This window comes from Pseudoalteromonas mucoides, from assembly GCF_049257175.1.
GTDB lineage: Bacteria > Pseudomonadota > Gammaproteobacteria > Enterobacterales > Alteromonadaceae > Pseudoalteromonas.
Map to the genome: position 1 here is coordinate 72,683 of NZ_JBMMUC010000008.1, position 12,725 is coordinate 85,407.

Annotated in this window: 9 protein-coding genes; all 9 read right to left on the reverse strand. The window is 42.3% G+C overall.

What is annotated here, in order from left to right; genetic code table 11:
- Positions 1-13: 13 nt before the first annotated feature.
- Positions 14-1,453: a metalloprotease TldD gene (tldD, locus tag AAEU30_RS10535; RefSeq protein WP_421960470.1), complete on the reverse strand. Its 1,440-nt coding sequence runs from the start codon at positions 1,451-1,453 to the stop codon at positions 14-16.
- On the reverse strand, positions 1,450-2,283 hold the full coding sequence (locus AAEU30_RS10540; protein ID WP_421960471.1) for a carbon-nitrogen hydrolase family protein: 834 nt from the start codon (positions 2,281-2,283) through the stop codon (positions 1,450-1,452). Before AAEU30_RS10540 ends, tldD begins: the two co-directional genes overlap by 4 nt.
- Complete coding sequence (locus AAEU30_RS10545; RefSeq protein WP_421960472.1) at positions 2,280-6,146, reverse strand: YhdP family protein; 3,867 nt, start codon at positions 6,144-6,146, stop codon at positions 2,280-2,282. The genes AAEU30_RS10540 and AAEU30_RS10545 overlap by 4 nt, the downstream gene beginning before the upstream one ends.
- Entirely contained in the window at positions 6,146-7,618 is a 1,473-nt protein-coding gene (rng, locus tag AAEU30_RS10550; protein ID WP_087533312.1) for a ribonuclease G, read from the reverse strand. The genes AAEU30_RS10545 and rng overlap by 1 nt, the downstream gene beginning before the upstream one ends.
- 9 nt (positions 7,619-7,627) lie before the next feature.
- Positions 7,628-8,188, reverse strand: coding sequence for a Maf family protein (locus AAEU30_RS10555; protein ID WP_421960473.1), 561 nt, complete (start codon positions 8,186-8,188; stop codon positions 7,628-7,630).
- Positions 8,188-8,667 carry a rod shape-determining protein MreD gene (mreD, locus tag AAEU30_RS10560; protein WP_421960474.1) on the reverse strand — a complete coding sequence of 160 codons (480 nt, stop codon included), beginning with the start codon at positions 8,665-8,667 and terminating at the stop codon, positions 8,188-8,190. The genes AAEU30_RS10555 and mreD overlap by 1 nt, the downstream gene beginning before the upstream one ends.
- Positions 8,660-9,502, reverse strand: coding sequence for a rod shape-determining protein MreC (mreC, locus tag AAEU30_RS10565; RefSeq protein WP_176372557.1), 843 nt, complete (start codon positions 9,500-9,502; stop codon positions 8,660-8,662). The genes mreD and mreC overlap by 8 nt, the downstream gene beginning before the upstream one ends.
- A complete protein-coding gene (locus AAEU30_RS10570) occupies positions 9,502-10,545 on the reverse strand; it encodes a rod shape-determining protein (RefSeq protein ID WP_016709506.1) in 1,044 nt (347 codons plus the stop codon). The genes mreC and AAEU30_RS10570 overlap by 1 nt, the downstream gene beginning before the upstream one ends.
- 136 nt (positions 10,546-10,681) lie before the next feature.
- A complete protein-coding gene (locus AAEU30_RS10575) occupies positions 10,682-12,691 on the reverse strand; it encodes a formylglycine-generating enzyme family protein (protein ID WP_421960475.1) in 2,010 nt (669 codons plus the stop codon).
- Positions 12,692-12,725: the final 34 nt, after the last annotated feature.

Sequence of the window (12,725 nt, forward strand, 5' to 3'; positions counted from 1 at the left end):
TTGCACGTTAAACTTAAGCAGTGCCACCCACGGTTAAATTATCAATTTTAAGGCTTGGTTGACCAACACCTACAGGCACGCTTTGGCCGTCTTTACCACATACACCTACACCTTTATCAAGTGCAAGGTCGTTACCGACCATCGAGATTTGTTGCATAACCTCTGGGCCGTTACCAATTAATGTCGCACCTTTGATTGGCTGAGTAATTTTACCGTTTTCGATTAAATATGCTTCAGATGCACTGAACACAAACTTGCCTGATGTTATATCAACTTGGCCGCCACCAAAGTTGGGCGCAAAAATACCTTTTTTAACAGTGCTAATAATATCTTTTTGGCTATGCTCACCGCCCAACATATAGGTGTTAGTCATACGTGGCATAGGTAAGTGCGCGTACGATTCACGACGCGCATTACCTGTTGGGTTTACTCCCATCAAACGGGCGTTCATTTTATCTTGCATATAGCCTTTTAGAATACCGTTTTCGATAAGCACATTGTAAGCCGCAGGTGTGCCTTCATCATCAACATTTAGTGAACCACGACGATCAGCAATAGTGCCATCATCAACGACAGTACATAGCTCTGAAGCCACTTTTTCGCCTACTTTACCGCTAAACGCTGATGCACCTTTGCGATTAAAATCGCCCTCTAAACCATGACCTACCGCTTCGTGTAGCAGTACACCCGGCCAACCTGCACCTAATACAACTTCCATAGTACCAGCTGGTGCATCAATAGCTTCAAGATTGACTCTTGCTTGACGTACCGCTTCTTCTGCAAATCCCATCCAACGTGGTTTGCCATCTTCTAACTCTTTAAAATAGCCGTAATCTAAGCGCGCGCCGCCACCGGCACCGCCACGCTCTCTACGACCATTCTTTTCAAGTAAGACTGAACAGTTTAAGCGAATTAGTGGGCGAATATCTGTAGCAAATGTACCATCGCTTGCAGCAATCAATACCTCTTCATACACAGCCGACATTGAGCTAATCACTTGCTCGGCGTCCGGCGCTAATTCACGAATATAGTTTTCCAGCTCGCGTAATAAGCTTACTTTGTCGTTATCGCTCATGCTTTGAATTGGTTGATGCGGTGCGTACTGTTGTTTAGCTGCTGTATCACTAAACACTTGAACGGCTTTGTTTTCACCTGCGTCAGCAATGCTACGTGCGGCTGTGGCTGCTTTATTGAGTGCTTCAAGGTTAATCGCATCAGAGTATGAAAAACCTGTTTTTTCACCGCTCACGGCACGTACACCTACGCCGCGTTCGACATTGTATGAGCCTTCTTTTACCAAGCCATCTTCTAATACCCATGATTCATGGTGACTTGATTGAAAATACAGATCTGCGTAATCAACTTGATGTTGATGGATAAAGCTAAGCGTCTTTTCGAGTTCTTCTCGATTTAGCTGGCTGTCGTGTAATAAATGCTGTTCAACCGTGTTCATAATAAATGCTCTCTAAATCGTTGGTGAGATTGCACTGGCATATCTCGTCTAATGGCGTGTAATGCAAGGAGATCTGGCTGACAGCCAATAAACCCTGTGCCATTTTTAAGCTCACTCAGGACGTTGCCCCAAGGAGAAATAATTAAACTGTGGCCGTAAGTTGCACGCCCATTTTCATGCTGCCCAGCTTGTGCCGCAGCAATAACATAACTTTGGGTTTCTATTGCCCTTGCTGTTAACAAAGGCTGCCAATGCGCTTTTCCAGTTACAGTCGTAAACGCACTGGGTACCAAAATAATTTCTGCGCCGCGGCGCTGTAGCGCATTAAACAAGCAGCTAAAGCGTAAATCATAACACACTGTGAGACCTATTTTACCAAATGGCGAATCAACTACTACCACATCATTACCCGCTTGAGTAAAGTTCGATTCTCTATATGCACCCGTTCCATCAGCAACATCTACATCAAATAAATGCATTTTATTATATTGCGCAACCACATCTCCGTGATTATTGAATAACAAAGAAGCCGCTAAATATTTATCATCGCTAGACGCTATTGGCATTGTGCCAGCAGCCAACCAAATGCCATATTTGCGGCACAATGTAGCTAATTTAGTCTGGTACGCAGTACTTTGTTGAGCAATAGCTAAAGCATCTTTGCCATGCTTTGCAAAAATTAAAAAACTTTCAGGTAAGCAGGCTAGCAAGGGCCGAGTATTTGGTAACTGACTTAATTGTTGCTCAAGCTGTTGTAAGTTCTGCTCAGGGTTAATTCCTGAGCACATTTGTACCGCGATAATGGTGCCTGATGGCTGAGAATCATTCATTGTGTTGCTGTGGCCGCTGCATCTTTGAGGTTTAATTCTTTGTGTTGTGATGGCGTTTGCGGCTGGTTTTGTGCCGCCTGAGGAATTGTTACTTCTCGGCTCTTACGATCAACTTCTTGTACCACAGGGTCGCTCATACTGCCCGTCACTTTAAAGTTAATCTCTGAAATAACTCGGGCTGAGTGAATTACTTTATCTATTGCTAACGCAGCCAATCCAGTGACGGGATTGACCATCCACGCCACAATCACTGGAATACTCGATGTAACTTGCGGTGCCACGGCTAAATCGTAGTTAATTTCCATGGTATTCAAATTGGTGTGACCTTTAATAGTGAGATCTGCAGGCACCCCATCCACTTTAGTATCTTGGGTGTAGGCGATCCCTTTATCTAACTGCATGGTGCCTTGAAAATTATTGTAGAAAAATCCTTTCGAAAATACATCTCTAAAATCAAGTTTCAGCTTACGAATTAAAGAGTCTAAACTTAATAATGAGAACACGCGAGCGCCGCCATCGCTAATTTCAGCTAAGTGACCATCTCCTAAATCCCACGCTAAATTACCTGCAAGGCTGGGGATATCAAACTGGTACGGAGCTGCCTGCCAAGCTAAGTCAAAATTTATTTCTGCTGTGGAATCTTTAACTGTGGTGGTAATATCAAACTCATCAAATAACTCACCGATATCATCACTATGCATATTGCCGTTTATCTGCGTTAGACCATTTTTCCACTGCCCTTTCGCTCGTAAAATATGCTCGCCTTTATCTACTACTATTTCAGAAATCGATAGCTTTTGCCCATCCCCGTAAAGAGAAGCACTGACTTTATCGAGCTGATAGCTTGCTATTTTACAATCATCGCATTCAAATTCAATCGCAGGTAAAGTGTTCAACCAAGTTAAGTATTCAACAGTTTTTAGAGCCTGTACTTCACTTTCATCACCGGGCTGTTCAGGCTTAAAGTTAACGCGTAAATAATCACTATTAATTTGAATAGGTCGGCTTGATTGTGCCTGTGGAATAGTAATTTGAGAGCGTAACTCTTTTGCATTTAACCTTAAGTCCAATTCATTTTGTGAGGGCGCTAAACGCATTTCAAAGTCATTAAACAGAATGTCATCGATTGAAAGCTGATTAATCTGCCCTACGACTTCTTTTAATGGGGGTAACACCCCTTCGCTCTGCGATTCAGCCTGGCTAATGGTAATAATTTGCTCAATTAGCCCAAGCCAAGGTAATAAAGGAGTCTCATCAAGGTTAATAGAAACGGTTAAATCCTCTCGGTTTAACCCTAAATCTTGCTCACCTAAAATTAAGTGGGCATTCGTCATTTTGCCGTTTTCGTTTGCCAAAATGCCATTAAAGTAAAGTTGTTCATTGATACTCGCGGTTATCAAGTTAGATATATCATCGCCTTGAACTTGCGCCGTCAGTGGCCATGGTTGCTGTGCTGATTTACCAAAAGGTGTGGGCAGATCACTTGTTAAACCAATCAGCTGCGAGCTAACATTCGCACGGTAGTTAAAGCCATCTGGTAAAAAATTCAGTGCAAGCTTAATAGCCACTTCGGTGTCACCGTACAGGTAGTCTTTTAACAAACCTTGGCCATGAGAGATTAAAGTATCAGCATCAAGTTGTGCACTTATATCAATATCACCACGATAGCTTTGGCCAATATTTTTACCATCAAAGTCAAACGCGATGGGCATTCCTAACCACTGGGCTTTCGCATTTTTTAATTCGATATGATCATCATTAAAGTACAACCGCCCAGTTACGTTTTCTAACTGTAACCCCGGCTGAGCGATGAAAACGGGCAGTTCATTAAGAGAAACCACCCCTTTTGCATTCACATCTAACTCGTTAAGATCCACAATCAGTTCGATATCCGCTTTGGCACTACCTTGACCTTGAATCACAGTAAATACGTTCGCGAGCGGCTCAGCAAGTGGTGTGGCTTGAAAAAATGGCAGTAATTTTTGCGCTGCAGCACGTTTTTTAATATTTACCGTCAGTACATCAGCATTCATTAAATCAGCAATACTTACATGCACAGCATCACCTACAGCTAAGTTAACTAAATTACCTTGCTGTGTGTAAATGTCCATGCGCTCGTTTTCAAAGTGCAGTTTAGCACTTCCCTGCATAACCGCAGGCCAATCTGGAGCAAATTGATAATTAGCATTATCTACTTGAGCAAGTACTTCAAATTGCCCTGAATTATCCGCGAAAGGAAACCCTGTTACAGGGCCTGAAAACAAGACTTGTGCCTGTGTAAGTTCGCCCCCTTTAATGGCACCTGTTAAGTAGTCAACCAAGTTTTCACTCATTACAGGTAATGGAAAGTAATGGTTTGCAATACTAGCGTCGGGAGCAAAGGCTTCAGCGTATAAGTCAAATCGCGGGGAATCACCAAAGCTTACTTTCATTTCAGCGGCTAGAGTCACTTCATCGTTATCTAACCATAAATTGTCGCTGCTGATCTGCCAGCCTTGTGGGGTATTTGCTAAGTCTATATCTAAATTTAGTTGATTATATTGAATCGGTTGAGTAAACGTATCTGCTGTTAGTAGCTGGTTATTTTCACCAAATAGACTTACTCGTCCACTTTGCTGATTTATAATTCCTTCAACTCGTAGTGCTTGTGCACCGGGTATGCCTTGCTCTGCCAGCCAACCAACTTTTTGCGCACTAAACCATAACTGCCAATCGGTGTTTGCAGTATATTGCACATAAGCTTGCTCAACCTGACCATTCGGTTGACGAGTAATCATTGGTTCAAGTTCAGTAAAACTGCTCAGCTGTGCGAGCTGATTTACTAAGTCAAAGTCTAGCTGGCTTAACCAGAGTTGCTTTTTTTGTTTATCTAATTGAGCTTCAAATTGAAAATCAGGCCAACGGTGTTGTTCATTACTGATAGCCAAGCCTGTGCTTTTTAAGCGCCAGCCCTGTTGCCATGGGTATAAATGAAAACCACCTTCGCTTAAGCTTATTTGATGAGGTTGCTGCTTTTCACCTTGTAGCCAGTTTATATGACTCGGTAACCACTTAACTTTAACATCAGTGATCAAGCCTTGCTCGATACTCAACCAAGACTCTAAATTAAGGTCTGATTTTAGCTCGTGTTTTTCTTTATTACTGTATTGCGCTAACCATTTCGATACATCTACATCACTGGCTTGCACGTAAATATCACCCGCGGTTGACTCTAATGTTGCACCAGTCAAAGCGAGGCGCGCATCGAATGTGCCGACAGAAATACCCGGTAAAGCTAAAGTACCGCTACCACTGTGCTGCTCAGGAGAGTTTTGCCAGACTATATTTTCTAGAATTAAACGATGCTCTTTACCATCACCAAGTAAAAAGTTCAGGCTGCTATTTTCAACAGCAAAGTGCCCGGTCTCACCTAAGAACAGTCCTTCGATTAATTCTTTTTGCTCAAATGAAACTTCACCTTCAGCTGAATTTAACATGCTAGGTAAATCTACATCAGCATGAAAACCATTAATTACGAAGTAGTTAGATTTTAGTTGCCGAGTTTTGATGCTCTCCCACAAGTTCAATTCTAAACTCGCTTTAGCAATCGTTAGCGCAATGGGTGAGGTGCTGTTATCTTCAAAAGAGATTTCTTCCATCACAATGGCGGGGCCTTTGCCTTGCCAACTTGCGGAGATCGCACCTATAGAAAGGTTTACGGCAAATTTCTCATATAAGTAACCTTCAAGATCACCTTTATAATCATTAGCGTAAGGTAAGGTATATTTTAAAACGGATACAATAACGGCCAACAGCACTAGAGTTATGGCGCACACCTGCCATAACTTTCGTAGACAAAAAAAGCAGACCGTTTTTGCTTTCATTACATCATAACCACATCAAATTGCTCTTGACTGTATAGGCTTTCAGTTTGAATACTTACTTGTTTACCAATAAATAATTCAAGCTCGGCTAAGTTATGATACTCATCGTTGATCAGTGCTTCACTCACTGCAGGTGCTGCGTAAACCATAAATTTATCAGCAGCATAAGCACGGTTTACTCGAACAATTTCGCGCAAGATTTCATAGCATACGGTTTCTACCGTTTTTTGCGAGCCGCGCCCAGAACAGGCAGGACACACATCACACAGTATATGCTCTAAGCTTTCACGAGTACGCTTACGAGTCATTTCAACTAAGCCCAATGCAGATAAGCCATTAATATTTGATTTAGCGCGATCCTTACCAAGGGCTGACTCAAGTGAATGCAACACACGGCGCTTATGATCTTCGCTGATCATATCGATAAAGTCGATAATAATAATGCCACCCAAGTTACGTAGCCTAAGTTGTCTAGCAATGGCTGATGTCGCCTCGACATTGGTGTTAAAAATGGTTTCTTCTAAATTACGATGGCCAACAAACGCGCCAGTGTTTACATCAACCGTGGTCATGGCTTCCGTTTGGTCAATGATCAGGTATCCACCCGATTTAAGTTCAACCTTACGGTGCAGCGCTTTTTGAATTTCATTTTCAACATCAAACAAGTCAAAAATAGGTCGCTCACCAGGGTAATACTCTAATGCGCCGGCAAGAATAGGTACAAACTCTTCGGTAAACTCTTTTAGCTCATGGTAAGTTAATTTCGAGTCAACACGGATACGCTCCATGTCTTCGCCTACGTAATCACGTAGGGTACGAAATGCCAGAGTGAGGTCTTCGTGTAGAATACTTTCTTTGCTGGTTTTTTTACGCTTGCTAACGATTTTTTCCCACAGCTTTTTTAAGAATGCGGCGTCGTGTCGCAATTCAGCTTCGCTGGCACCTTCTGCGGCGGTACGTACAATAAAGCTACCATCGTCATCTGAGTAGTCGGCAACGATATTTTTTAATCGGGTACGTTCTTCTTCAGTCTCTATACGTTGGCTTACGCCCACATGCGTTGCATCAGGCATAAACACTAAATAGCGAGACGGGATCGTAATATCTGTAGTTAAACGCGCGCCTTTAGTACCTAAGGGGTCTTTAACCACTTGCACCATAATATATTGACCTTGGCGCACCAGCTCTCGAATGTCTTGCACTTTTTTGATTGGTTGCTCGTCAACTCCCTCAACAATTGAGGCGCTATTAACAATATCTGATGCATGTAAAAAGGCTGCTTTATCTAAACCAATATCGACAAAAGCGGCTTGCATACCTGGCAGGACGCGGCTGATTTTACCTAGATATATATTACCTACGATCCCTAGGTTGCCAATTCGCTCAAGCTGTATTTCTTGTAATACACCGTTTTCAATCAAGGCAACACGGCTTTCACTCGGGGTGACGTTAATTAGTAATTCTATACTCATGTTACCTACTTAAAATTCACTTAATAATTTTTCACACTCATATAAAGGTAAGCCGACAACTGCAAAATAGCTACCTGAAATATGTGTTACAAACCGGCCACCTAAGCCTTGAATACCATACCCACCCGCTTTATCTTGCGGCTCACCACTTAGCCAATAAGCGTCTAGCTCTGCATCGGTAAGTGTTTTGAATGTAACATTGGTTGTCACAACCTGACTTATTACTTTATTTGAACTCGCAAATGCTATGGCGGTAAGTACTTGGTGAGTGCGCCCAGATAAACGCTGTAATGTGGCGATGAAATCAGCTTTATCTGTTGGTTTCCCAAGAGCTTGGTTGTCAATAACGACCACAGTATCGCTGCCCAGAACCGGGCGATCGTGATAGCCCTGTGCCACCCCACTTTGTGCTTTTAAGCGTGCTAAGCGTTCAACGTAAACAAGCGGCGTTTCATTTTCGAACTGGGTTTCATCGGCATCAACACTAAATTGCGAAAACTCGATACCGAGCTGAGTTAAAAGCTCTTTGCGTCGTGGTGAAGCTGACGCTAAATAAATGGCTTTTTGCATTATCTGATCCTGAAATGACGACGATATTTACGTAGTAACAAAAACACCCAAGGCCAGCTAAGCATGCCTGTAATAACAGGCCATAAATACTGAGGGTTGAAGTAAACATCCATTAAAAAGTGATTTAACCAAAACTGCATTAAGTGATAAAAGGTTAAAAATAAGCCAACCAAAATTGCTTGCTGCCACAGTGAGAAATTACGTATTTTTTGAAAGTTACTGGCAGTAATAAAAATACAAATCGAAAAAGTCAGTGAATTAACACCAAGCGGCGAGCCTGAGGCTAAATCAATAATCAACCCTACCACCCAGGCAGTGCCAATATTAAGCCTGTGTGGTACTGCTAATGACCAATACATTAAAACCAATAAAACCCAATCAGGGCGAAACGGTTCGAATGAAAATGGCAGTGGCATCAATGCCATGATCAAGGCAAAAAATATGCTCAAAGCAATCAATAAGCTATAGCGACTATTCATCTGATATACTTTCCTGTTTATTGCGCCACAAGATGACTAATAAACGAATGCGATCTAACAAAGCGATAGGCTCTGCATATACTTGTGCAAATGGACGCCCTTCATCACGATTAATTTCAGTCACTACAGCAACAGGGTAGCCTTCAGGAAATGTCCCACCTAAGCCAGACGTAACAAGAATATCGCCGTAGCGTACGTCTAAACTATGAGGCACATGAGAAAGCTTTACTAAATTGATTTTACCAACACCTTCAACCACAGTGCGCACGTCATTACGTAAAATACGTACGGGAGTTGCGTGAGTGGTGTCGGTCATCAGCAAGACTCGTGAGGTAGTTGAGCCCACTTTAGTTAATTGTCCAACTACGCCCATTTCATCGATGACAGCTTGTCCTTCGCTGAGGCCATCAATGGCACCGCGATTGATCACCACTTGGTGACTATAAGGATTTGAATGTACAGACAGTACTTGCGCAATAATTTTGCGATTAGGCTGCTTAGCAGATGAGCCTAATAATGCACGCAGTTTTTGGTTTTCTTTATCTAGGAACTGATATTGCTGTAACTGTTCACTTTGCATTAATTGCTTTTGCTTTAATGCTTCATTTTCACGAAGCAATTGTTCTCGAGTATGTAGGCTTTTAGCGCCCAGACTAAACACTTCGTAAGGGAGGTTTGCAAGGTAGATTAACGGGCTAACAAGGGTATTTAAACTGGTACGGACGGTTGTGCCACCTTGAGTATACCTATCCCCAACAATCAATACGATACTCAAAAGCACTGCGACAAAGAGTCGCAGTTGCAAAGAAATGGCACGTCCAAACATTAACTTCATTAGTCGTAACTAAATACGTCACCACCGTGCATATCAATCATTTCAAGCGCTTTACCGCCGCCACGAGCAACACAGGTTAATGGATCATCAGCAACCACAACCGGAATGCCGGTTTCTTCCATTAATAAGCGATCTAAATCTTTTAGTAACGCACCGCCGCCTGTTAGCACCATACCTTTAGCAGAGATGTCTGAGGCAAGCTCTGGAGGTGATTGCTCTAGTGCAACCATTACCGCACTCACAATGCCCATTAATGGCTCTTGTAACGCTTCTAATATTTCATGAGAATTCAGTGTAAATGAACGCGGTACACCTTCAGCAAGGTTACGGCCACGCACTTCAATTTCAATAGGTTCATCAGTTTTAAATGCAGAGCCAATTTGATGCTTGATGTTTTCAGCGGTGGCTTCACCAATTAAGCTACCAAAATTACGGCGAACATAGTTAATAATGGCTTCATCAAATTTATCACCACCAATACGTACTGATGAAGAGTACACAACACCGTTAAGTGAGATAATTGCCACTTCAGTTGTACCACCACCAATATCAACAACCATAGAGCCTGTTGCTTCAGATACCGGTAACCCCGCACCAATAGCGGCGGCCATAGGCTCTTCAATTAGATAAACCTCACGCGCACCGGCACCCATGGCTGATTCACGAATAGCACGCTTTTCAACTTGTGTTGCACCACATGGAACACAAATTAGTACACGCGGGCTCGGACGCATAAAGTTATTGTTATGTACTTGTTTGATAAAGTGTTGAAGCATTTTTTCGGTAACGTAAAAATCAGCAATTACACCATCTTTCATCGGCCTGATTGCTTTAATATTACCTGGCGTACGACCTAGCATTTGCTTAGCTTCGGTGCCTACAGAGGCGACACTTTTAGGGCCACCAGCACGCTCTTGTCGAATTGCGACTACTGATGGTTCATTAAGGACTATGCCTTCATCTTTGACATAAATTAGGGTATTGGCTGTACCCAAGTCGATCGATAGATCGTTTGAAAAAATACCACGGAGTTTCTTAAACATGAGGCTGGATGACCTTTGAAAAACGTTCTTATGTTAGCTGCTTGTCACTTTATCACGCTGAGCTAGATCAGCAATGTAAAGCACAACTACCTATGTAAATTAGCTAAAAAAGGAAGCTAAGCTTCCTTTTAAATATTTATCGTTCGCGTACTAAACGAAAACCTATGTAGTTTGCACGGAAATCAGGTGCTAAAATCAAACGCGTTGATGCGCGAGCTAAGCTAGGAGCAAAATTCCATGCACCACCTCGAACAGTAACATCTGACTGGTCAGCCGATTTATGAGTCCATTCCCATACATTTCCTACTGTATCGTAAAGCCCAAACGCATTGGGTGCAAATGTACCTGTTGGGGCTGCGCTTTGATTTGACCACTCGCTACCACACCAACCACAATTCGCTAAATTTTTACCTATTTCATTGCCCCAAGGGTATTCAGTTTTGGTCCCTGCACGAGCGGCGTACTCCCACTCAACCTCATTGGGTAAACGATATCGCTGACCTGTTTGACCTGACAACCAATCTGCATACGCTTTGGCATCATTATAAGTTAAACATACAGCGGGGAAATCACTACCTTGCTCAAATCCTGGGTTACGCCAATTTAAATTAGCTTCCCACACTGGCTCGCCATTTAAATAATAAGCACAACCACGATTTTTCTCGGCTTCAGTTTGATAACCTGTATTTGTCACAAATTGTTGGTATGCGCCAACAGTGACCTCTTTACTTTGCATTGCAAACGAGTTGGCAATGGTTTTTTCAACCACAGGGCGCTCATTAGCAAGACCATTACCGTTAATATCACCCATTTCAAATGTACCAGCTGGAATAACAACAACTGCGGCGCCAGATGCATTACCAACTGGCTTTATACTTTGCTCTCGGGTGTTTGTCGGTGCAGCAATCGACTCAGGCTTTTTTACCAACTTAGCGTTGATAGTCTGTGCCTTTCGTAAATCAATTCGCACTCGGTAAGGTTGATAACCTTGTTTACGTACTTCAATATCATGAATGCCACTTGGTAAGGTTGTCGCTAAGCGAGTTGCTCCAAAGCTCACACCATCAATAAATACTTCATCGTCGTACACGTTTGAGCGCAGTGTTAATTCGACCATTTTGTTTTTATTGTTATCAACAACTAATGGATTAACCATTGCCGTTGATTTAACAGAATAGTCTTGTACTGGTTGTTCACTCATGCGCGACACAGCGACTGTGCTATTATCCCTGCTATCGCTGAATGTTAACTGACTATCAGAGAAGGTAGTACCGTAACTTGCTTGATAAGGAGTACTTAGCGGCGTGCCATATTCTGAACAGTAACGATTATCTACACTTAGTAAGTTACAAAGGCGACTGCTGTTTACATCGCCACGCATTGTTACACTTAGGTTTACGTTATAGTTACCTTGGCCACTAAATGCACTGTTTACCACATGGCTACTTAAAATTTGAACTTGAGCACCAGCCATATTACGCTTTGGCTCGACGAGACGCTCTTCAGTTAAGTTAGCAAAAATTTGGTCTACAAAGCGTTTTGTCGCTTTTTGCAAGCCCATTTGCTGCCCTCGTTGCTCACAGGCAGCAAGAGTTTCTGTACGCTTACAATTAATTGTGTGATTTACTTCAAGCGTGCCTTCACGAGTAAACTCATTGCGCAAGCGTTCTACGCGAGCGGTTGTTAACTGCTCTTTTAAGCTTTCTAAGGTATTTAACTGAGTGTGTTTAGCTACACGAATTTGCTCAATGTCTTTTCGATGAGATGCAATTGCCGCTAACTGCATCGCGATATCATCTTTATTTTGTTTATGATCCACAACAGCTTGTTGATACCGTGCTTGTGCAGTACTGATATCAATAGTGGGGTCATCGATTAAACGACGATACATTTCGTTCATCGCATCAAGAGCTTGGTTTTTTTCTTTGTCTAGCTCTGTTGAACGTGTACGTAATAAATCAAGTTGGCTTTGTAACTGGCTTTCTTCTTTTAAATGTTTTTCAAGTATTTGTGTAGAGTTATCGTATTCAGCTTGTTTAATACTGATCTCAGATTCAATTCCAGAAACCGTTGCTGTATCTTGTGCAAATGCACTTGATGCAAACAAACTTGCTGAAATTAACAGAGATAAAGGAGCAATTCGCATATATTCCATTCCCAAAAAGCGGCAATTATTTGGT

What these genes read in the sequence shown, in the direction of transcription:
- tldD (WP_421960470.1), bottom strand. Translation starts at nt 1,453, where the DNA reads ATGAACACGGTTGAACAGCATTTATTACACGACAGCCAGCTAAATCGA.
- AAEU30_RS10540 (WP_421960471.1), bottom strand. Translation starts at nt 2,283, where the DNA reads ATGAATGATTCTCAGCCATCAGGCACCATTATCGCGGTACAAATGTGC.
- AAEU30_RS10545 (WP_421960472.1), bottom strand. Translation starts at nt 6,146, where the DNA reads ATGAAAGCAAAAACGGTCTGCTTTTTTTGTCTACGAAAGTTATGGCAG.
- rng (WP_087533312.1), bottom strand. Translation starts at nt 7,618, where the DNA reads ATGAGTATAGAATTACTAATTAACGTCACCCCGAGTGAAAGCCGTGTT.
- AAEU30_RS10555 (WP_421960473.1), bottom strand. Translation starts at nt 8,188, where the DNA reads ATGCAAAAAGCCATTTATTTAGCGTCAGCTTCACCACGACGCAAAGAG.
- mreD (WP_421960474.1), bottom strand. Translation starts at nt 8,667, where the DNA reads ATGAATAGTCGCTATAGCTTATTGATTGCTTTGAGCATATTTTTTGCC.
- mreC (WP_176372557.1), bottom strand. Translation starts at nt 9,502, where the DNA reads ATGAAGTTAATGTTTGGACGTGCCATTTCTTTGCAACTGCGACTCTTT.
- AAEU30_RS10570 (WP_016709506.1), bottom strand. Translation starts at nt 10,545, where the DNA reads ATGTTTAAGAAACTCCGTGGTATTTTTTCAAACGATCTATCGATCGAC.
- AAEU30_RS10575 (WP_421960475.1), bottom strand. Translation starts at nt 12,691, where the DNA reads ATGCGAATTGCTCCTTTATCTCTGTTAATTTCAGCAAGTTTGTTTGCA.